The sequence below is a fragment of the Streptococcus periodonticum genome, from assembly GCF_003963555.1.
In the GTDB taxonomy this organism is placed as follows: domain Bacteria; phylum Bacillota; class Bacilli; order Lactobacillales; family Streptococcaceae; genus Streptococcus; species Streptococcus anginosus.
The window spans coordinates 1,435,001-1,455,400 of record NZ_CP034543.1; the positions used below are offsets into that span (position 1 = coordinate 1,435,001).

Annotated in this window: 21 protein-coding genes, 1 tRNA gene, 2 rRNA genes and 1 pseudogene (1 of these 25 running past the window's edge); 1 reads left to right on the plus strand and 24 read right to left on the minus strand. The window is 39.0% G+C overall.

From position 1 onward, the window contains the following. The 23 genes and pseudogenes from EHW89_RS07035 to EHW89_RS07140 form a co-directional block, all read right to left on the minus strand. A 23S ribosomal RNA gene (locus EHW89_RS07035) occupies window positions 1-294 on the minus strand; it reaches 2,607 nt to the left of the window's first position. 264 nt (window positions 295-558) lie between these two features. Then, window positions 559-631 (minus strand) — tRNA-Ala (locus EHW89_RS07040). Window positions 632-687: 56 nt separating this feature from the next. Further along, window positions 688-2,243: ribosomal RNA gene (locus EHW89_RS07045) — 16S ribosomal RNA — on the minus strand. The 16S and 23S rRNA genes sit together here with 1 tRNA gene alongside, the layout of an rRNA operon. A gap of 394 nt (window positions 2,244-2,637) precedes the next feature. Then, on the minus strand, window positions 2,638-3,330 hold the full coding sequence (locus EHW89_RS07050; RefSeq protein ID WP_003031017.1) for a methionine ABC transporter permease: 693 nt from the start codon (window positions 3,328-3,330) through the stop codon (window positions 2,638-2,640). Continuing rightward, window positions 3,331-4,392 (minus strand): methionine ABC transporter ATP-binding protein, encoded by a 1,062-nt coding sequence (locus EHW89_RS07055; protein WP_049507387.1) that lies wholly within the window; start codon window positions 4,390-4,392, stop codon window positions 3,331-3,333. It lies immediately after the preceding gene. Further along, on the minus strand, window positions 4,385-5,758 hold the full coding sequence (locus EHW89_RS07060) for a M20/M25/M40 family metallo-hydrolase (protein WP_126467525.1): 1,374 nt from the start codon (window positions 5,756-5,758) through the stop codon (window positions 4,385-4,387). Before EHW89_RS07060 ends, EHW89_RS07055 begins: the two co-directional genes overlap by 8 nt. A gap of 85 nt (window positions 5,759-5,843) precedes the next feature. Further along, window positions 5,844-6,695 carry a MetQ/NlpA family ABC transporter substrate-binding protein gene (locus EHW89_RS07065; protein ID WP_117644869.1) on the minus strand — a complete coding sequence of 284 codons (852 nt, stop codon included), beginning with the start codon at window positions 6,693-6,695 and terminating at the stop codon, window positions 5,844-5,846. Window positions 6,696-6,832: 137 nt separating this feature from the next. Further along, window positions 6,833-7,657, minus strand: a complete 825-nt coding sequence (locus EHW89_RS07070) for an amino acid ABC transporter substrate-binding protein (protein ID WP_126467527.1) — start codon at window positions 7,655-7,657, stop codon at window positions 6,833-6,835. A gap of 244 nt (window positions 7,658-7,901) precedes the next feature. Continuing rightward, a complete protein-coding gene (locus EHW89_RS09670; protein WP_368404839.1) occupies window positions 7,902-8,012 on the minus strand; it encodes an STAS domain-containing protein in 111 nt (36 codons plus the stop codon). Between the two features lie 26 nt (window positions 8,013-8,038). Further along, window positions 8,039-8,496: pseudogene (locus tag EHW89_RS09645) on the minus strand (SulP family inorganic anion transporter); the annotation flags it as partial. Window positions 8,497-8,647: 151 nt separating this feature from the next. Then, window positions 8,648-9,049, minus strand: coding sequence for a helix-turn-helix domain-containing protein (locus EHW89_RS07080; protein ID WP_003026092.1), 402 nt, complete (start codon window positions 9,047-9,049; stop codon window positions 8,648-8,650). 514 nt (window positions 9,050-9,563) lie between these two features. After that, entirely contained in the window at window positions 9,564-10,280 is a 717-nt protein-coding gene (locus EHW89_RS07085) for a YebC/PmpR family DNA-binding transcriptional regulator (protein ID WP_003026093.1), read from the minus strand. A 114-nt stretch (window positions 10,281-10,394) separates the two neighbouring features. Then, entirely contained in the window at window positions 10,395-11,486 is a 1,092-nt protein-coding gene (locus EHW89_RS07090; RefSeq protein ID WP_126467529.1) for a nucleotidyltransferase, read from the minus strand. Window positions 11,487-11,504: 18 nt separating this feature from the next. Beyond that, window positions 11,505-11,969 (minus strand): hypothetical protein, encoded by a 465-nt coding sequence (locus EHW89_RS07095; RefSeq protein ID WP_126467531.1) that lies wholly within the window; start codon window positions 11,967-11,969, stop codon window positions 11,505-11,507. After that, on the minus strand, window positions 11,956-12,489 hold the full coding sequence (locus tag EHW89_RS07100) for a hypothetical protein (RefSeq protein ID WP_126467533.1): 534 nt from the start codon (window positions 12,487-12,489) through the stop codon (window positions 11,956-11,958). Before EHW89_RS07100 ends, EHW89_RS07095 begins: the two co-directional genes overlap by 14 nt. A 537-nt stretch (window positions 12,490-13,026) precedes the next feature. Beyond that, complete coding sequence (locus tag EHW89_RS07105) at window positions 13,027-14,019, minus strand: hypothetical protein (protein ID WP_126467535.1); 993 nt, start codon at window positions 14,017-14,019, stop codon at window positions 13,027-13,029. 157 nt (window positions 14,020-14,176) lie between these two features. After that, window positions 14,177-14,911, minus strand: a complete 735-nt coding sequence (locus EHW89_RS07110) for a class I SAM-dependent DNA methyltransferase (RefSeq protein ID WP_126468085.1) — start codon at window positions 14,909-14,911, stop codon at window positions 14,177-14,179. Window positions 14,912-14,998: 87 nt separating this feature from the next. Beyond that, on the minus strand, window positions 14,999-15,364 hold the full coding sequence (gene rsfS / locus EHW89_RS07115) for a ribosome silencing factor (protein ID WP_126467537.1): 366 nt from the start codon (window positions 15,362-15,364) through the stop codon (window positions 14,999-15,001). Window positions 15,365-15,379: 15 nt separating this feature from the next. Beyond that, the gene (gene yqeK / locus EHW89_RS07120; protein WP_126467539.1) at window positions 15,380-15,973 is read right to left on the minus strand and encodes a bis(5'-nucleosyl)-tetraphosphatase (symmetrical) YqeK; all 594 of its coding nucleotides are present in this window, start codon (window positions 15,971-15,973) and stop codon (window positions 15,380-15,382) included. Then, window positions 15,963-16,604 carry a nicotinate-nucleotide adenylyltransferase gene (locus EHW89_RS07125; protein ID WP_126467541.1) on the minus strand — a complete coding sequence of 214 codons (642 nt, stop codon included), beginning with the start codon at window positions 16,602-16,604 and terminating at the stop codon, window positions 15,963-15,965. Before EHW89_RS07125 ends, yqeK begins: the two co-directional genes overlap by 11 nt. A gap of 12 nt (window positions 16,605-16,616) precedes the next feature. Continuing rightward, window positions 16,617-16,928 (minus strand): ribosome assembly RNA-binding protein YhbY, encoded by a 312-nt coding sequence (gene yhbY, locus EHW89_RS07130; RefSeq protein WP_003039538.1) that lies wholly within the window; start codon window positions 16,926-16,928, stop codon window positions 16,617-16,619. Between the two features lie 63 nt (window positions 16,929-16,991). Continuing rightward, entirely contained in the window at window positions 16,992-18,098 is a 1,107-nt protein-coding gene (yqeH, locus tag EHW89_RS07135) for a ribosome biogenesis GTPase YqeH (protein ID WP_126467543.1), read from the minus strand. 2 nt (window positions 18,099-18,100) lie between these two features. Further along, window positions 18,101-18,628: a YqeG family HAD IIIA-type phosphatase gene (locus EHW89_RS07140; RefSeq protein WP_162614542.1), complete on the minus strand. Its 528-nt coding sequence runs from the start codon at window positions 18,626-18,628 to the stop codon at window positions 18,101-18,103. A 149-nt stretch (window positions 18,629-18,777) separates the two neighbouring features. Between EHW89_RS07140 and EHW89_RS07145 the strand changes: the two genes are divergently transcribed. Next, window positions 18,778-19,404 (plus strand): TVP38/TMEM64 family protein, encoded by a 627-nt coding sequence (locus EHW89_RS07145; protein WP_126467546.1) that lies wholly within the window; start codon window positions 18,778-18,780, stop codon window positions 19,402-19,404. 31 nt (window positions 19,405-19,435) lie between these two features. Here the strand turns inward: EHW89_RS07145 and EHW89_RS07150 are convergent, their stop codons facing one another. Next, window positions 19,436-20,347: a DMT family transporter gene (locus tag EHW89_RS07150; RefSeq protein WP_126467548.1), complete on the minus strand. Its 912-nt coding sequence runs from the start codon at window positions 20,345-20,347 to the stop codon at window positions 19,436-19,438. Window positions 20,348-20,400: the final 53 nt, after the last annotated feature.

Below are 20,400 nucleotides of genomic sequence, written 5' to 3' on the forward strand. Positions count from 1 at the left end.
CAACCCCGAGAAGTAAACTTCTCGGTTTGCCCTCTTACCCTTTCGCTCGCCGCTACTCAGGCAATCGCTTTTGCTTTCTCTTCCTGCAGCTACTTAGATGTTTCAGTTCACTGCGTCTTCCTCCTCATATCCTTAACAGATACGGGTAACAGGTATCTACCTGTTGGGTTCCCCCATTCGGACATCCCTGGATCTACGCTTACTTACAGCTCCCCAAGGCATTTCGTCGTTTGTCACGTCCTTCTTCGGCTCCTAGTGCCAAGGCATCCACCGTGCGCCCTTACTAACTTAACCTTATTTTTGACCTCTCAGTCATATACTCATTAATATTCACAGCGTTTTCGGTTTATTTTCTTGTTACTATTTGATATCGTTATTCAATTTTCAATGTGCTAAATTTAGGATATTAAGAGACGGTTCGCTTGCGAAAACTTCTGTAGAAAAATAAGAAACTAACGCTGTGTTCCATGAACACAAGGAAGTTTATCTTTTTTCCTAAGAAGTTAGTCTCGTATTCAACTTCACTTCTTTATTAAGTTCAGTAGGATTCTATCCTAATGGAGCCTAGCGGGATCGAACCGCTGACCTCCTGCGTGCAAAGCAGGCGCTCTCCCAGCTGAGCTAAGGCCCCACAAGACCTCTCAAAACTAAACAAGACAAACTCAATGGCTTCCGTTTTTTCCTTAGAAAGGAGGTGATCCAGCCGCACCTTCCGATACGGCTACCTTGTTACGACTTCACCCCAATCATCTATCCCACCTTAGGCGGCTGGCTCCTTACGGTTACCTCACCGACTTCGGGTGTTACAAACTCTCGTGGTGTGACGGGCGGTGTGTACAAGGCCCGGGAACGTATTCACCGCGGCGTGCTGATCCGCGATTACTAGCGATTCCGACTTCATGTAGGCGAGTTGCAGCCTACAATCCGAACTGAGACTGGCTTTCAGAGATTAGCTTGCCGTCACCGGCTTGCGACTCGTTGTACCAGCCATTGTAGCACGTGTGTAGCCCAGGTCATAAGGGGCATGATGATTTGACGTCATCCCCACCTTCCTCCGGTTTATTACCGGCAGTCTCGCTAGAGTGCCCAACTGAATGATGGCAACTAACAATAAGGGTTGCGCTCGTTGCGGGACTTAACCCAACATCTCACGACACGAGCTGACGACAACCATGCACCACCTGTCACCGGTGTGCCGAAGCAAAATCCTATCTCTAGGACGGGCACCGGGATGTCAAGACCTGGTAAGGTTCTTCGCGTTGCTTCGAATTAAACCACATGCTCCACCGCTTGTGCGGGCCCCCGTCAATTCCTTTGAGTTTCAACCTTGCGGTCGTACTCCCCAGGCGGAGTGCTTAATGCGTTAGCTGCGGCACTGAGTCCCGGAAAGGACCCAACACCTAGCACTCATCGTTTACGGCGTGGACTACCAGGGTATCTAATCCTGTTCGCTCCCCACGCTTTCGAGCCTCAGCGTCAGTTACAGACCAGAGAGCCGCTTTCGCCACCGGTGTTCCTCCATATATCTACGCATTTCACCGCTACACATGGAATTCCACTCTCCCCTTCTGCACTCAAGTTAAACAGTTTCCAAAGCCTACAATGGTTGAGCCACTGCCTTTCACTTCAGACTTTTCCAACCGCCTGCGCTCGCTTTACGCCCAATAAATCCGGACAACGCTCGGGACCTACGTATTACCGCGGCTGCTGGCACGTAGTTAGCCGTCCCTTTCTGGTTAAGTACCGTCACAGCATGAACTTTCCATTCTCACACTCGTTCTTCCTTAACAACAGAGCTTTACGATCCGAAAACCTTCTTCACTCACGCGGCGTTGCTCGGTCAGGGTTCCCCCCATTGCCGAAGATTCCCTACTGCTGCCTCCCGTAGGAGTCTGGGCCGTGTCTCAGTCCCAGTGTGGCCGATCACCCTCTCAGGTCGGCTATGTATCGTTGCCTAGGTGAGCCGTTACCTCACCTACTAGCTAATACAACGCAGGTCCATCTACTAGCGATGCAATTGCATCTTTCAAGCATCTAACATGTGTTACATACTGTTATGCGGTATTAGCTATCGTTTCCAATAGTTATCCCCCTCTAATAGGCAGGTTACCTACGCGTTACTCACCCGTTCGCAACTCACAGTCTATGGTGTAGCAAGCTACGGTATAAACTGTGCGTCCTACTTGCATGTATTAGGCACGCCGCCAGCGTTCGTCCTGAGCCAGGATCAAACTCTCATATAAAGTTTGAGCTCTCACTCATTTCTGTCACTGACAGATTTATTGTTTCTTCTTAATGTTTGACGGACTGTCTTCTTAAACAGTCGCCTGCACATTGGTTCGTCTTGTTCAGTTTTCAAAGGTCTTTGTCGCCCCTCAAGCGACAACTATCTTAGTATATCATCTCCTTCTCTTCTTGTCAATACCTTTTTTCAGCTTTTTTTACTTTTCTTAAACTTTTTCTTCCAATTTTTTCTTCCTCCTCTTTCTTATCTCCTGTAAACTGCTAAATACTTGTACTGGTCATACGAAAGAGAAAATATGTATAAACTAAAAATTCTATGACCTATTATCATAGAACTTTTATATCACTTTTCTATATATTTATTGTTTATCTCTAACAATCATCTCAGCTATCCTATTTATGGCTTAATTTTCTAGTCAAAAAATCACCAGCAAACTGAATGGCAAAGATAAGTACAATGATAATAACTGTTGCTAAAATCGTTACATCGTTATTATAACGATTGAAGCCATAAGCAATCGCAACATTCCCGATTCCTCCAGCACCGACTGCACCAGCCATTGCAGTCTCGCCAACGAGAGAAATGAGAGTGACTGTTGTCACACGAATCAAATCTGGCAAACCTTCTCGCAGATAAACACCGACAAGATCACCAAAAGTTGCTCCACTAGCTTGGGCGGCCTCGATAACACCGCCGTCTAACTCAGCGAGTACAACTTGAACTTGGCGAGCAAAGAAAGCAAATACTGCAAAAGAAAGAGGTACGATAGCTGCATTTGGTCCAATACTAGTCCCCACAATCAAGTGTGAAAAAGGTGAAAGAACAGCTAACAAAATAATAAATGGGATAGCACGGAAGATAGACGTGATTTTGTCTAAAATCCAAAAAGCTACTTTATTTTCCAAGACACCTCCTGGAGCAGTCAAAACAAGAAAAAGCCCTGCAATTAAGCCTAACAATCCGCCGATAATAAAAGAAATGACTGTCATATACAATGTCAAGTAAATAGCTGTTCCCCAGCCAGCTTGACCGCTCCAACCCATTCGATAAACATTCGGCAAGTATGTTTGAATAAAATTTTCCATCTATGCTTCTCCCTTCAATACTGTCAATTGAACACCAGCTTCACGAATGGCTGTTTTAGCAGCTGCTAGATTTTCCTTTTCACCAGATAAAACAACGACCAGTTCTCCAACAGGCGTTCCGCCTAAAATTTCAATGTTCCCATAAAGTATATTGGCGGTAACTTGATGATGTTTGTAAATTTCATTCAGCAAGGGTTCATCTGTAGAGGTTCCTGCGTACTTCATTTGCGCCAAGAGACTATTTTTCGCCAAATGTTTGACAATTTCTTGTTGCTCAATCTTGCCCATAGCTTCATCAATTCCTGTTGCAGTCGAAATGAAGTCTTTTGTTAAGTCTTGCTGAGGATTAGAGAAAATATCCAAGACAGAACCTTCTTCAATCAATTGACCGTCCTGCATAACTGCGACACGGTTGGCAATGTCTTTAACAATTTGCATTTCATGGGTGATTAAAACAATTGTTAATCCTAGCTTTTGATTTAAATCTTGTAAAAGAGCTAAAATTTGTTTAGTTGTTTTTGGATCTAAGGCAGAGGTTGATTCATCAGAAATCAAGATTTTAGGGTCATTTGCTAAGGCACGCGCGATTGCAACCCGCTGTTTTTGCCCTCCAGAAAGCTGAGAAGGATAATTTTCAGCACGATCTGCTAAACCGACCAACTCCAACAGTGTACGCACTTTTTCTTTCTTTTCTTCTTTTGATAAGCCAGAATGTTTGAGCGCAAAAGCGACATTTTCTTCTGCCGTCAGTTGACTCATCAGATTAAAATGTTGAAAAATCATGCCGATGTCTTGACGTTTGCGACGCAACTGTTCTGCTGTCAAAGTTACTTTATTGTCAAAAAGAACATCATCATCTACAATAATTTTCCCACTCGTTGGAACTTGCAGTAGGTTAATGACACGAACCAAGGTTGATTTCCCAGCCCCAGAATAACCGACAATTCCATAAATATCTCTTTCTTGAATATGAATCGTCACATCTTTAACTGCTTGAATCTGACGTTTCTTTTGTTGAAAGGTTACATCAATGTGATCTAACTGAATCATTTCTTTACTCATAACTTGCAATCAGCTCCTCTACTAATTCAATATGGGTGTAATAATCTGCAATGCGTACATTTTCGTCACCGCCATGATCTCGACTATTCGCATTTCCAAGTCCAAAGGCGACCATTGGTACCTCAAGTGCTTCAAATACCGTGTGCATCGGTCCTGTACCTGCTGTAGTTGGTAAGACAGAAACTCCTTTTTGATAGAATTTTTTAGCTAGTTCAATGACATTTAAAATCGGCGGTGCACTCATATCACTACGATAGCTCATTTCTCCCAAAGTATAAACTAATTCTACCTTATCAAAACCATTTTTGTCGAGTTGTTTGCGAATCAGTTCTAACACTCTATGTGGTTCCAGTCCTGGCACTAAGCGAACTTCTGCTTTTGCTGAAGCCTCTGACGGAAGAATCGTCTTCACTCCTTGACCTTGGTAACCAGAAGTAATTCCTTCAATATTCAAAGATGGTTCAAAGAAAATTCGATTTAAAAAAGCTTTTTTCTCCTCTTGTAATAAAGGTAATTCCAAACCATAAATAGTTTGTACTTCTTCTGGACTGCGCTGAGCATATTGTTCCACTAAAGCTAACTCTCGTTGATTAGGTGCGATTACTTGATCATAAAGTTCTTCTACCTGAATACGTCCATCCTTACCTCTCAAGCTAGCAAGGGCGTTCAACAAGTACCAAGAAGCTGAATCAATTACACCACCAAAGCTAGAATGAATATCCACTTCCGCACTTTGTACCTTCATATCAAAGGTCACAATTCCTTTGTTTCCGCCAGAAATTTCAAGTTGACCTAAAGAATTTTTAATGCCTTGCTCCCAAACCAACAGATCTGCCCCATGTAGAAGAGATTTGTGTTTCTCTAGATATTTCTCTAAATCAACCGAAGCTGATTCCTCCGCACCTTCCATGATAAAAATGACAGTAACAGGCAAGTCATCATGCGTTTGTAGGTGTTTTTGAACAGCCGTCAAACGTGCGATAATATGCCCTTTATCATCATCGACTCCACGACCATACATACTACCATCCCGAATAGATAGAGTGAACGGATCATCTGTCCAAATTTGATCACTATCTGCCGGAACTGTATCATAATGGTTGTAAAAAATAATTGTCTTAGCTGTTGGATTCTGACTTTTAAATGTTGCTATCACAAATGGCGCTGTATAGCTGTCATCTAATTCCACCTCTGCACCAGCTTTTGTAAAAATTTCTTTCAGATAAGCAGCAACTTCTTGTAAACCGACTTGTTGAGCGAAGATTGATTTTTTAGCAATCAACGCCCGTAAAACGACAATATAGTCTTGTGCCACCATATCCTCTTCAAATCTTTTAATTTGTTCTTCTTCACTTGAAAATGTCATCTTTTCTCCTTATAGAATGGCGACAAAACTCAGTTGGAATTACCAACTGAGTTTTTAGACTGAACTACAGCTAATAGAATTAAGATTACCAAACTGGTTGGTCTAAGCCATCTGATGTTTCTTCAACCACTTTTTTCACTTCATCTGTATGGTAAGCTTTGATGATTTTTTTAATGGCATCGGCTTTTGAAGATTTTTCCCAATCTTTTTTGGCTGCAATGATATTAAACCATTGTTTTGAATTTTTATCTTTTGGTTCAATGAACAAAGCGTTTTTATAGTCCAATTTTGCTTCTGTTACAAATGTATTGTTTACAACGGCTGCATCTACTGAAGTCAATGAGCGAGCTGTTTGACTAGCATCCAATTCTGTAATTTTCAATTTTTTCGGATTTTCTTTGATATTTGCCACAGTTGCCAATTCATTTCCAGACTTGTCTAATTTAATCAATCCTGCAGATTGTAATAAATTAAGCGCCCGACTTTCATTTGTCGCATCATTTGGAACTGCAATTTCTGCACCATTTGGAATTTGGTCCACTTTCGTATATTTATTTTTCCCATCTTTTGTGCCAGAGTAGAGGCGAATCGGTGCAATATAAGTTTCAGCAGCTGCTACTAAGTCTTGCTTGTTTTCCTTGTTCCAGTTATTCAAGAAATAGTAATGTTGGAAAGCATTGATATCCACTGCACCATCAGCGACCGCTTTATTTGGTTGAGAGTAATCCGTAAATTCTGTAAATTCCAATTTAATATTGTCTTTTTTCAACAATTCTTGGATCTTGTCCCAGCGTTTTTCTTCTGAGTCGCTTTTTGTCATCACACCAATCTTAACCGTTTTGGCGTCATCACTTTTATTTCCTGAACCACAAGCTGCTAAACCAATCACTGCTGCAGCTGCTAGAGCCGTTATTCCAAACCATTTTTTCAATTTCATTTTCTGTCTCCTTTAAAAATCTTATGAAAATAGTATCGCACATATTTAGCTGATTGACAAATTGTTATTTCATAACAAAGGGTATAGTTATAAACTATAACTATTTTTGTAAGAAAACCAGCTAGCTTTACATTTTATTATTTCACATCTGCTTCAGCTGGCAAGTAACTACCACCAAAGAATTTTTGGGATAATTTTTCCAGAGTCCCGTCTTTATATAACTCTTGAATACGCTTATTGACAAATGTTTTCAACTCATCTTGTCCTTTTGCTAAAAGCGGATAAACATAAGGTTGTTGGTCACTTGGTAAATCAATCACTTTCAAGTTGTCCAGTTTTTGATTTTTAATGACTGTTTCAACACCGATTTTATCAAAAATCTTATAATCAAACTTTCCATCGTTTAAGTGGTTCATAATTTGTTGAAAATCCGCTTTTGTATAGCTAAGTTTCGTTGGGTTGCTAGAATGTTCTTGATTGTATTTTTCTAACTGTGCAGCAGTCGTCGTTCCTTGTACGACTTCTGTTGTCTTGCCACCAATATCATCCAGCGATTGGATACTTTTATCGTCTTTTTTCACCACTAAAACGTTTGGATTTTTAGCAGTTGGAGCTGCATACAAATACTTTCTTGCACGTTCTTTTGTATAGCTAATATTGTTGACCGCCATTTGGTAGCGATCACTATCCAGACCTGCGAAAATACCTGACCACTCTGTTGTTTCAAATTTGACCTTGTATTTATTAGAACCTTTAAAAATGGCACGAATAACTTCAATCTCATAGCCGGTTAGTTTCCCATTTTCTTCATAGTTAAATGGTTTGGGTGAAGCATTCGTTGCGACTTTAATTTCTGTTTTTCCAGATGAAGTCGTTGATTTTGAATTGGAGCACGCTGCTAAAGCTCCTATTGTCAAAAAACCAAGGGCTGCTAAAGAAGAATATTTCAACACTTTTTTCATATTCCTATAATAACCTCTTTCATTAAGATAAGTCTTATCATATCAAATATTTTCCTTCTTGACTATTATTTGATTTTTATCAAAGTGATAGATTTTCTTTATCAAGTAGAGCTAAACGAAATCCGATTTTTACCAAACATTGATACATTTGACGAATAGTGGAAAACTCAATTACTTTTCTAAACTAGCTGCGCGCGTTAAAGCGACATCAATATTAGCACAAAAGTTGTCTGCACCAACTCTATCAATAAAGCTTGCTTTTTCCATGATATGGTAAGGTTGTTCGTTGACATTTGCCAAGGATCTCTTCAAGAGCATCCAACCCCGAAATATCCATTGCAGACACACTGCGCATACGAAGAATTAAGACATTTTTACCTTGTTCAGACAAAATAAGTCCTTGATTTGTCCAACGATGATTCCAACGGCAATTCCAAGGGTAAATCCAACAGTGATGGTCTTTGAAATAAATTTAATCAGATCATCAAAATGCAACAAACCTATGCCAATGAGCATAAGGCCAGCTAAGAAAGTAGCCACTGTCAGACCAGCCAGACCGTATTGCGCAATAATTCCATAAATGATAACAACCAAAGCGGCTGTTGGCTCACCAATCTGAACACGACTCCCACCTAAAAAAGGAAATGAAAAAACCAACTACAACAGCTGTATAAAGATCTTGCTCTGGATTGACCCTCGAAGCAATCGCTAAAGCAATTGACAATGGTAAGGCAATAATTGCCACGATAATCTAGCTACAAGGTCTTTGACAAATTGTGCACCCGAATAATTCTTTACCATACTAAAAACTTAGGATTGATATGCTTAAAAGCGTCCATTTCCCCCTCCTCTTTTTCCCTGTTCCCAGACGCTTGCGAGAATCTTATTACCATTGTAATATAACCCCATGTAAAATCTCTAGATGACCTGAATATGAAAACTTACCAGAAAAGGCGATAGTTATTTCACCAACGCCTTTAACAATTATTCTCATTCGTTTCTATCCTTTAGTGAAGAGATAGAAAGGCTGGCTAAACCAAGTCCAAGCATTGTCAGTGCAGCCTTAGTGTCCACTTTTCCTAAAGCAGATAAAACCACTACAACAATCCCCATGGCTACTCCAAGTCCTCTCAACACGGTGTCAACAATATCAGATTTTCTATTTTTCTTGTTTTCTTTCATCACTGTCTGTCCTTGCATCAGCTCATCTACCGATGTATCAAACAGGTCTGCTAATTTAGGAATGGTATTAATATCTGGATAGGATAAATCTCTTTCCCATTTTGAAACAGCCTTATCAGTGACCCCCATCTTTTCAGCCAGTTCTAATTGTGTCATCCCTTTTGCTTTCCTTAATGATGAAATCATCATACCTAGTGTTTGTTTTTTCATCAGATTTTTCCTCCCTCCATTTGCTAATTATATTGTAGTACCTTTTCTTACAAACTCAATCGACCAATAGTTTACTTCTCTCAACTTATAGTTTATCACTGGTTTGTCTGCTTTTTACGCTCCTTATTTGAATTTTTAGAATAAACTAAGCTACAACAAGCAGTCTTGGAAACCAACCTCACTCTTCAACTACATATTATTAGCTAGCCACCTTTTCTACCAAACTCCATGTCTACTCTATCAAAGTAAAGAAGATACTAGCTCAACATACATACGGTCTTATAACAAAATTTCTTAAAAAACACTGAGAGATTAGTAAGTAACAAAAAAAAAGAGACTGGGACAAAATTATCTCAGTCTCAATCTGTATTAGTAAAAAACTCTTGACGCAGTAGCTGTCGGACTCTTCATTTGCTTTTTAAGCTCAGAAGAGTATCTAAGCAACCCTGCGGTGGTGGGACAGAAGTAAAAATTAAAAATATTTACTTCTGTCCCACCACCTCTTTCTTCACTATTAAAATCCTTCTACATTTGTATAAATTTTTTGGACATCTTCGTCATCTTCCAAAACAGCATACAACTTTTCAAATGTTTCTAAGTCTTCACCTGATAAGGTCACATCAGATTGCGGAATCATTTCCAATTCGGTGACTTGGAATTCTTCTACACCAGATTCACGGAGAGCAGTCAAGGCCTTGTGCAAATCTGTTGGTGCTGTATAAACTGTAATGCTTCCATCTTCTGCTTCTACATCATCTACGTCTACATCTGCTTCTAACAGTTGTTCAAAAACACTGTCTGCATCGTCTCCTGCAAACACAATCACACCTTTATTATCAAACATATAAGAAACTGAGCCACTTGCTCCCATATTTCCACCGTTTTTACCAAAGGCAGAGCGAACATTGGCTGCCGTACGGTTGACATTTGAAGTTAGTGTATCAACGATGAGCATAGAACCATTTGGTCCAAACCCTTCATAACGCCCCTCTGTAAAGGTTTCGTCTGTGTTTCCTTTTGCCTTATCCAGTGCTTTGTCAATGACATGCTTTGGCACTTGCGCTTGTTTCGCACGTTCAATAACAAATTTCAAAGCTGAGTTCGATTCTGGATCTGGCTCTCCTTTTTTAGCTGCTACATAGATTTCAACACCAAATTTAGCATAAACCTTTGAGTTTGCACCATCTTTGGCAGTCTTTTTTGCCACAATATTGGCCCATTTACGTCCCATTGGATATTCTCCTTTAGATTTTCACTTTTTCAATCTTTCTTATTATATCACAAGTCAGGTTGAATTTCACTAGCAAATTATTGACAATGTCTAGCTCTATAAAATAATTTTGTATCAATCTACTATTATCGGGATTTTCCCAAAATTCTGCTCCTCTAGTTGGGCGTTCCCTAGCTGATAAATACAATCAGCTCGCTGGGTTAAGGAATCCCATGGTTCTTGACCGATGCGACTGATGAAGTCTGTTTTCCCTTTCATCTTTTTAAGATGTTCTCGACCTGCTTGAGTAAAGCCCAAGATATGAATACCGCTAGGCAACTGATCATTTCTTGCACCGACCAAAATATAAGTCAGAATTCGTCTGATTCGTGCTTTCGTATATCGCTTGGTTGCGACTTGTTCGACCAACTCCTCTACGCTATAACTGGTTTTCACTGCTTCCTGCAAGCGCACCGCAAGTTCTTGATTAACCTGATAAAAACTCGTCAAATCGGGATGACTGATAATCTGGTAACGCAGCAAAGGATAGAGTGCTGACCAGGTCACTTTGGGAGACTGAATCAGCAGTTCATGAGCCGGGGTAAATTTCTCCAAAAAATCTGGACAATTAAGACGCTCTCTAAGAGCCGTAGCAGAGGCGTATTTTAAATTTTCTTCTTGTGAATGATAACCAGCTCCCTGACGTTTGATTGGGAGAAGCTCGATAGCCTTATTCGCGCAAGCTTTGGCATAAGAAAGCCCTAAAATATGATTGGGTGTATTGCCTGTGAATTTCACACCAGCAAACTTTTCCCACATTTTCTGCGTTTTCTGTGGATAAGACAAATCATCTGGCAAACTTTGTACGTAGTCCTCCATTTTCTGTTGATTATCTATATAAATCTGTGAAAAGTGTTGATAATCTAAGACCTCTTCCGTGCCAAAGGCCAACTTATTCACACCAAGGCGCTCTAAAATATCCACTGCACCCTGTGCGAAGTAGTCAGCTGACTGAACAGCCACCAAAAATGGCAATTCAACCACCAAATCCGCCCCGTTTTCCAGAGCCATTCGGGTCCGAGTCCACTTATCCACAATCGCAGGTTCACCACGTTGGACAAAATTGCCTGACATGACAACAATCTTGACCCCCTCAGCCTGATCCAGCAGGTACTTATGTCCCTTATGAAAAGGGTTGAACTCTGCGATAATGCCTGTGATGGTCATGTGGTGCTCCTTTTACAACTATTTTTTTCTTTCAGTAATTTCAGCTTCAATCGTTTGTTTAAATATTTTTCTGACTTGAACTGCTAATTTAATTAATTCAACACAAAATATTAGAAATACCACTATTTCAAAAATTATCAGTATTCTTCCTAAAATTGAATTATCTTTTTTATCAAAAAATAACAAAAAAGAAGGCAAAAAAACTAAAACAATGGAAAAAAATGTTAAATTAATAAATTTCTTAAGTAAATGTAAATCTACATTCAATTGTCTCAAAGACCTAATAAACCTATTTTCAGGAAAAAAAGAGTTTACACCAACTATTGCTAAAAATGATCCTGACAAGAAAATAAAAATTTCTTGAAAAGCTGCTGAAATTTCTTTTATATTATTTACATCAGTTATATACACTTTGGCATTCCATAAAAAGAAAACTACTATTATGTAACCAATTTTTAGAATATTTCTTTTAACTATCTTCATTTTCATAATAATTCAAATAATCTTTTTTATTGGCATATGCTTCTTCTAAAAAAGAATATATATCTTCTGTCGAAAATTCATCTATACAATATTTCTTGTAATATTGTAACTTATATTTTACCAAATCAATAACTTCATTATCACCATATATTGAAAGAGAGGTTACTTTCATATTTTGATTTTTACGATATTCTCCTACTAATTTAACAGAATCAATTATAGTTCGCTTACATAAACTTTCACCATGTATAGCAATATCTACACTGTCTCCTTGCATTTTTTTAGCTAACTCTATACCAGAATTGATGCCGTCAACATCATCTGCAAAAAGAGATAATTGTTTTGGAATCGAAACATTTAAAACAAAGTCGTGAATTTGATTAAGACTATCAAGTTTTTTTAAACCATTTTCATCTTTAATAAGTGAAAATTTGAATGCACTATCGTCAATATTAAGTTTTTGAGAAATAAATATTTGAAAATCTTTTATATTTATTTGTCCTTGACCTCGTTTCTGCACTAATATTCCAGATTTAAAATTATAAAGAAATTGAGCATCTTTAGCTAATCCTTGTGTCTCTTCTTTATCAATAATACTTCTTTCCTGAGTTTCAACATCATCTAATTTAACTTCCTCAAGAGTATCAACTTTAGCGATTGTAAATAAGACGTATTCCTCCTTTTTGACAATATCATGTTTGATATAGTAGCTAAAATCAGAAATTGTTTCTGTTTTAATTTTTTTTGATTTGCTAACTTTGAAAAATAGCTATTTATCTTTTGTCTAATTTCAAAATTTGAATTTAATTGATAAAAATAACATTTTAACTCTTTGGTACTAACCATAAAACATTCCTTTACAAATTCATACAAGATTCTTTTATTAATTCAAAAAATGGCTAAAATTACTACTTTTCCGTCAAAGATATCAATATCATCAATTCTAAAATAATTTTGTTGCTTAAGTAAAGCGCTCAGGGTACCAAAAACTGAAAAAGTATCCATATACCTTAGTATATATATAAATGTATCCGCATAAAAGAAGCAATATTATCAATTAATAATTTCCCATGCTTCTCGACTTAGGTGAAGCAATATTTATTGCTCCCTTTATTGACTTAGAGCTATGTTGACCTTTTTTTATAATTCCTTGTAATATTGAATTGAAAGTATCATAGCTAAGTTTATTGGGAATTCTTAATTTAATTTTAATAGCTGTACCTGGAAAGACTAGATTTCCCCGTAAATATTCAATACCATTTTTAGTTGCTATAGCCCCCCTGGACACAATAACATATTGACCTTTTAAAACTTTACAGAGTTCTGTAATAGCATATAGCCCATAACCTGAATTAAGGTATTCCGTTTTTTCACCTTCGCGTAGATGTGACTTATCTACGATACCAGCAGTTATACCAGGTTCTAAAGCTAGTCGTATCGCTTCAACATCGTCTAATACTTGAAATTTACTTGTAGAGTTTAAACTTTCTCGAAAACCTCTTCCATAATCAATTAAAGCAATCTCGGCTTCAATATAATCATCATGTACCCAATGCTGTGAGCAGTGCCACCCCTCAAGACATTGGGAATGTTCCGGAATATTTCTGAATAATTCAGAAATAATATACTCTAAAATTCTATATACCTTATCATTACCAGCAGATAATACATTAGAAATTTTTTTAGAGACATTTTCAACTATATTATCCTCAGCTCGATAATAAGTATCCAATGGTGTCTTCATAATAGGAGTGAAAGAACCTGAAAAATCCTTGTTTCTATTATCAATGTTTTTGTCACTTTCAGCAAAATGGAAGAAATTATTATTCTTCGCATAACTAGCTGATTGCTTTCCCTCATCATTAATTTCACTTATCACATGATACCCTTGGCTATTCAAAAAGGATGCAACTAGTGCTCCTACAAAAGGAGTTAAAAATTTGATATCATAAATCAGTTTAACCTCCTTATCAGTTGGGTCTAACTCTAAGAGACTATTAATATAGTATCTATATTGAGCTTCGTGTCTATCTATTCTTAATTCTTGCATCGCTAGATTCCTTTCACTCGTGCACAACCAACAATTCGCTAATAATTATAGAAATTAATTCAGAGAATACCTACTTCAACTTAATACTTCTATTATACCACAGCAAACTAACCACAAAAGAAAAAGCCCACCATTTTCGAGAAGCTTTCTTTCCCCCCTACTTCTCACACACAAAGAACCAACGCTTGCTTGTTTCTATTGGTGCTTGGTCTTCAAAATCTGCATAGACCTTAACAGTTTTAAATCCAGCTTGTTCTAGTAAAATATCATAGGTCAGAATTTCGTACGTGCGTTCTTCATGGACTTCGTCATAACGTGTGAAGCGCCCGTCTTCGTCTTGCAAGAAGAAGGTCAATTCATGCACGACTGAATGGGGTGCTTCATCTGCGTATGTATCCCAGACCATGGCAAATTCATCAGCGTTTTCATGGTAAGAATAACCAGGAAAGACGGTATCTGTCTGGTAAGTTGAGTGCACATCAAAAATGAAAACGCCGCCTTCGTTCAAACAGTTGTAAACTTGCTGAAAGACATCACCGACTTCAACTTCATCGGCCATGTAGCAAATTGAATCAGAGTAACAAGTCACCAAGTCGTATTTCCCAGCCTGCGACAAATCAAGCATATTGCCCTGTCTGAATTCAATAGCTTCACCTGCTTCTTTGGCACGTTTACGAGCGATTTCAAGCATCTCATCACTCAAATCCAATCCCGTCACATCAAAGCCCGCTTTGGCAAAGCGTACGGATTGAATTCCTGTTCCACAAGCTAATTCTAAGAGCTTTTTCTTATTTTTTGGAAAATGGCGGAGCGAAAAATCGGTCCATTTATCATAAAGACTATCATCCATAATAGCATCATAGACTGATGCGAAGGTTTCATAAGTTGTCATCTTATCTAGAAGTACCAAAAAGGTACTCTTCCTTTCTTCTCATTGAAAGAGGTTGGGACAATGTCCTCAACCCTCATCGTTTTTTATCTACAAGGCTTGTTTCGCAAGCAATGGTGTCACATCCACACCAACGGCTTCATGCCAGAGTTTTTCAAGGTTGTAGTGATTCCGCATTTCCTCAGAAAAGATATGCACGACCACTCCGCCTAGATCCAAAAGTACCCAGCCTCCAGCAGAGTCTCCTTCTACATGGCTAGCTGATTGCCCTGCTTCTGTGACTTTTTCACGAATATTATCAGCAATCGCTTCTAGTTGACGGCTATTCATAGAGCTGGCAATGACAAAATAGTCTGTCATCGTCGTCAATCCTTGCAAATCTAGCACAGTAATGTCTTCTGCTCGTTTTTCATCCGCTGCTTTTACAACAATTTCTAATAGTTCTTGTTCTTTCATGTAGTCCTCTTCGTTTTAATGTTTCTCTAAATAGTGTACATAAGCATTGTAAGTTTCCAAAGTTTGAGGATAGATAGGCAAGCCCTTGTGTGCCAAGTGTTCCACTGTATGTGCCGTTTCATAAGCCACAGCTTGGTTGAGCGAAACATGAGCAATTTCACGCGCTTGCTCCACTCCTGGAAAGTCCCGATTAGGCTCAATATAGTCTGCTACATAAACCACCTTATCTAAATCGGACATCTGAGCAGAACCTACGGTATGAACCTCAATAGCTCTCAAAATTTCTGGATCTGCCAATCTTAAATCTTCCTGAATTTTATAAATGCCGACCATGCCATGCCAGACATTATTTCCCCAATCTTTCAATGCTGGATCCAGAGCATACTTATCGATCAGTGCCAGAAATTCTTCGTCAGAGAGCTTTTTTGCATAATCATGGAGCAGACCTGCCAAACCAGCTTTTTCTACATCTACTCCGAAGCGCTCTGCCAAGTCAATCGCTGCTTGTTCTACTCCCAGACAATGTTTAAAACGTTTCTCTGGCAAAAACTGCTGCATTTTGACTAAAAGCTGCTCACGAGAAATTCCCACGTAAGTTTCATATCCCATTATTGTAAAGCCCTTCTTTCTCAATATAGTCTAAAACTGGCTTGGGTAGGAGAAAATTCGGCGTCCGACCTTGAGCCAGAAAAGCTCGAACCATACTCGAAGAAATATCCATCAACGGCACATCTACCCAGATAACCGGGTAAGAAGTCCCTGCTTTATAGCGGGGACGCTGAACCCCAACAAATTGAACCAAATCGACTAATTCGTCAATCCGATACCACTTGGGAAGGTAGTCTACCATGTCCGCTCCGATGATGAAATAATAATCTGTATCTGGATGTTTTTCCGTCAAAAATTTCATCGTATCATAGGTGTAACTAATCCCTTTTCTCTCAAGTTCAATGGTTTCAATTCCTAAACCTTTGATGCCTTCAATTGCCAACTCCAGCATTTTCAATCGGTGCTTCTCATCAATCGTTGTTTTCTTATCAACATGGGGCGGCTCATACTCAGGCATGAGCAAGACCTGATCTAAACATAGCTGCTGACGAACTTGATCAGCTACGACCAAATGAGCATTATGGACTGGATTGAAGTTTCCACCTAAAATCCCAACTTGCTTTCTTTTTTTTGCTTTTACTTCTGGTTCCAACTTCACCTTGGTGAAAGGAGTCAGTAATTCAATTGCCATAGGCTACTTCCTCTAAATTTCTTTTACTTTTACTGAAATTTTGCGGTTTTCTTTTTTGCTGGACTGTTTGTAGAGAATCAAAATACGACCAATTTTTTGAACAGTATCTACACCGATTTCCTCTTCGAGAATTTCTGCTACTTCATGGATGTTCTCATCTGTATTTTGCAGAAGAGTTACTTTAATCAATTCTCTAGCATCTAAAGCTTGACGGACACTCGTTTTAATCTGGTCGTTGAGACCGTTTTTGCCAATCTGAATGATTGGTTTGAGACTATGAGCTTGGCTATTTAAAAAAGCTCGTTGTTTGGATGTTAATGACATAGATTCCTCTTTTGTTTCTTATTTCGTTTATCTTCTCTTTATTTTTCTAACAGCCATTTCCTCTTAGATAATGGCTTTGCGGGTCACTACTGCCACTCCCTCTGGTGCCCAAACTGCAATCTGTGCTGGTCCTATCACACGAATCCAGCCCAAACCTGAAAAGACTACATCTGTTTTGGTTTCAATTTTCAACTCATGCTTGACTAGCTGCGGAAAATCTGCCACTTCTTTTTTAGAGGGCGGTGTTAGCAAAGAACCAACATGCTTTTCATAAAATTCTCCCGCTCCCGCAAGTTTGGTGCGGTGCAATTGGAGTTCATTGTCAAAATAAGCAGTAAAGCCCTGCTTATCACCCGACAGAAAATCAAAGCGCCCCAAGCCCCCTAAAAAGAGGGTTTGTTCAGGATTGAGTTGGTAAGTTTTGGGTTTAATTTCCTTTTTCGGACTGACATATTTAAGATTTTTAGCAGATAGATAATGAGCCATTTGGTGACGGTGGATAATCCCTGGTGTGTCGTAGATATGACTGCCGTCAGCCAGCGGAATTTCAATCTTATCCAGTGTAGTCCCTGGAAATCGTGAAGTCGTAATAACTTCCTTATCCCCGGTAATTTCCTGAATAATGGCATTGATAAGTGTGGACTTACCAACATTGGTCACGCCGACCACATAAACGTCTCGACCTTTTCGATATTGCTCAATCTTTTCAATCAATTCTTTAATCGCTTGCTTGTTTTGAGCTGAAGTCAAAACTACATCAACAGGGCGCAGTCCTTCCTCGTGAGCCCGCTCCGTCAGCCACTGTGTAACCTTGCTCGTCTTGACCGACTTGGGAAGAATATCTTTTTTGTTTCCGACCAACAGCACATCATTACCAGCCACAAAACGTGGCAAACCCGGAATCACTGAACCATTAAAATCAAAAATATCTACTACATTGACTACGAGAGCATTGCTGTCGCCGACTTCGTGGAGAAGTCTGAGAAAATCATCGTCAGTCAATTGCACATCGGTAATTTCGTTGTAGTGACGCAGACGGAAACAGCGCTGACAATACAGCTCACCTGTCTCCATTCCCTTTTCCAAAGCCGACTGAGGGGTGTAGCCAAGCCTATCCTTATATTTTGTCTGAATCGGTGCTCCGCACCCAATACAGAGAATGTCTTCCATACTTAAATTCCTTTTTTATACTCAATCGGTCCATATTTTTCGGTGATTATTTTTAACACACGACGCTCACGAGCTCGATTAATCTGGGTCTTTAACGAATCATGCTCGACCAGTGGCTTGACCAAAATCGAACGAATTCCTGCTCTATGAGCAGCTCGAATATCAGTCATGAGCTGATCTCCCACCATAACCACTTCATTTTTCTCAAAATGAAATTCTTTCAGTGCCCGATCAATCCCCCAAGTGAATGGTTTCATAGACCAACAGACATAATCAATCTCAAACTTTTCAACTGCTCGCTTCACTCGTTTTTTAGTGTTATTGGACACTACAATAATCCGAATTCCTGCATCGCGCACATCATGGAGCCACTGCTTCATTTCTGGTGTTCCATCGGGATTGTTCCATGCGATAAGAGTATTATCTAAATCCACCAAAACAGCCTTGATACCGTGTTTTTTTAAACTTTCAACTGTCAAATCGTAAACTGCCTCAATCGCAAAATCAGGCATGTAATTTTCAATCGCCACATTTCTCTCCAAACATTATACTTCTACCTATTTTAACATAAAAAAAGAGTTTTCGCACCCTAGATTTTTTCATCGATTTTATGTACAATTTGCCAAAAAATGTTTAAAAATGTTATAGTAAGAATAGAGAATTTAACACGGAGGAACTTATGGCAAATACGAGTAAGAAAATGACTGCCGTTTCCCCTTTTTTACAAAAATTTATCAACTGGTCTTCTATTATCGGAGCAGTTGGAACGGTGATTTTCTGTATCTGGGCCTATTATGCTGGCATTTTACAATCCAAAGAAACCCTGTCCGCCTTTATTAAACAGGCTGGATTTTGGGGACCGCCACTCTTTATTTTCCTGCAAATCCTACAAACAGTTGTTCCTATTATTCCTGGAGCTTTGACTTCGGTTGCTGGTGTCTTCATTTATGGTCATATCATTGGTACCATTTATAATTATGTCGGTATCATCATCGGCTGTGCTATTATTTTTTATCTGGCGCGTACCTACGGTCCGGCTTTTGTCCAATCTGTCGTCAGCAAACGCACCTATGACAAATACATTGGTTGGCTGGATGAGGACAATCGTTTTGAACGTTTTTTCATCTTTATGATGATTTGGCCTATCAGCCCAGCAGACTTCCTCTGCATGCTAGCAGCCCTGACGAAGATGTCTTTTAAAAAATACATGATGATTATTGTATTATGCAAACCAATCACACTGGTCATTTATACTTACGGTTTGACGTATATTATTGATTTCTTTTGGCAATTATTTTCAAAATAAAAGGCAGAGTGAAATAAACAGCTCTGTCTTTTTATAAGATCCCTTTTCTTTTTTCCAATATCAAATCTTTTATAGAAATCAAAGCGACTGCTGATAAAATCATAAACATACCAGCAAAATCTACGAGATAAAATTGCTCGTGCATAATGAGAAAGGCGAAAAATACAGCCGATATAGGCTCAACAGCCGCTAGAAGGCTAGATTTCACAGGCCCGACTAAACTGGTTCCTTTGAGAAACAGTGTATAGGCGAGGATTGTCCCCACTAAAATAATCCCCGCTAAAGCCAGATATACTTTCATTGACAACTGCCAATGAAAACGCAAAATACCGCTAAATGGCGTTAAGACAATGCCTGCTAGCATCATGCCCACTCCAATCACTGGAACACTACCCCATGTCTTTATCAGCTGAATCGGAATAAGAATATACAAAGCGTAAGTGAATGCGGCAAACAGCCCCCAGAACAGTCCTGCAGGTGTGACAGATAACTGATTGAGTTGTCCATGGGTGGCAATCAAAAAGGTTCCACCAACCGCTAATATCATAGACAATACTTCTGTCACAGTAGATGCAACACGGTCTTTGAGACAAGTGTAAGCAAGGATTCCCACCGGACAGACATATTGTAAAACGGTTGCCGTTCCTGCATTGCTTTCATAAATAGACTTTAAATAAGCAAATTGATTGAGCAACAATCCTAACAAAGCAAACAGTGCCAAAGACATTATTGCTTTTCGGTCTTTTATCATTTCAATCAATTTTCTACGATTAGCTAGCACCATATACAATACCAACAAAGCCCCTGCGATTAGAAGTCGGACATTTGTTAAAACTAAAACCGGAAATCCATGCGCCATCAAGTATTGTCCGCTCGTCCCAGACAAGCCCCATGCAATTCCTGCGACTAAGGTTAAAATAGTGCCCTTTGCTATTTTTGACATAGCTTACTCCTAAACTTTTCCATTCTATGATTATAGCACAAAAAATCAGCCGA

Bases quoted from the DNA above. Each gene is read 5' to 3' on its own strand.
- EHW89_RS07050 (WP_003031017.1), bottom strand. From the start codon at position 3,330: ATGGAAAATTTTATTCAAACATACTTGCCGAATGTTTATCGAATGGGT.
- EHW89_RS07055 (WP_049507387.1), bottom strand. From the start codon at position 4,392: ATGAGTAAAGAAATGATTCAGTTAGATCACATTGATGTAACCTTTCAA.
- EHW89_RS07060 (WP_126467525.1), bottom strand. From the start codon at position 5,758: ATGACATTTTCAAGTGAAGAAGAACAAATTAAAAGATTTGAAGAGGAT.
- EHW89_RS07065 (WP_117644869.1), bottom strand. From the start codon at position 6,695: ATGAAATTGAAAAAATGGTTTGGAATAACGGCTCTAGCAGCTGCAGCA.
- EHW89_RS07070 (WP_126467527.1), bottom strand. From the start codon at position 7,657: ATGAAAAAAGTGTTGAAATATTCTTCTTTAGCAGCCCTTGGTTTTTTG.
- EHW89_RS09670 (WP_368404839.1), bottom strand. From the start codon at position 8,012: ATGCGCAGTGTGTCTGCAATGGATATTTCGGGGTTGGATGCTCTTGAA.
- EHW89_RS07080 (WP_003026092.1), bottom strand. From the start codon at position 9,049: ATGAAAAAACAAACACTAGGTATGATGATTTCATCATTAAGGAAAGCA.
- EHW89_RS07085 (WP_003026093.1), bottom strand. From the start codon at position 10,280: ATGGGACGTAAATGGGCCAATATTGTGGCAAAAAAGACTGCCAAAGAT.
- EHW89_RS07090 (WP_126467529.1), bottom strand. From the start codon at position 11,486: ATGACCATCACAGGCATTATCGCAGAGTTCAACCCTTTTCATAAGGGA.
- EHW89_RS07095 (WP_126467531.1), bottom strand. From the start codon at position 11,969: ATGAAGATAGTTAAAAGAAATATTCTAAAAATTGGTTACATAATAGTA.
- EHW89_RS07105 (WP_126467535.1), bottom strand. From the start codon at position 14,019: ATGCAAGAATTAAGAATAGATAGACACGAAGCTCAATATAGATACTAT.
- EHW89_RS07110 (WP_126468085.1), bottom strand. From the start codon at position 14,911: ATGACAACTTATGAAACCTTCGCATCAGTCTATGATGCTATTATGGAT.
- rsfS (WP_126467537.1), bottom strand. From the start codon at position 15,364: ATGAAAGAACAAGAACTATTAGAAATTGTTGTAAAAGCAGCGGATGAA.
- yqeK (WP_126467539.1), bottom strand. From the start codon at position 15,973: ATGGGATATGAAACTTACGTGGGAATTTCTCGTGAGCAGCTTTTAGTC.
- EHW89_RS07125 (WP_126467541.1), bottom strand. From the start codon at position 16,604: ATGGCAATTGAATTACTGACTCCTTTCACCAAGGTGAAGTTGGAACCA.
- yhbY (WP_003039538.1), bottom strand. From the start codon at position 16,928: ATGTCATTAACATCCAAACAACGAGCTTTTTTAAATAGCCAAGCTCAT.
- yqeH (WP_126467543.1), bottom strand. From the start codon at position 18,098: ATGGAAGACATTCTCTGTATTGGGTGCGGAGCACCGATTCAGACAAAA.
- EHW89_RS07145 (WP_126467546.1), top strand. From the start codon at position 18,778: ATGGCAAATACGAGTAAGAAAATGACTGCCGTTTCCCCTTTTTTACAA.
- EHW89_RS07150 (WP_126467548.1), bottom strand. From the start codon at position 20,347: ATGTCAAAAATAGCAAAGGGCACTATTTTAACCTTAGTCGCAGGAATT.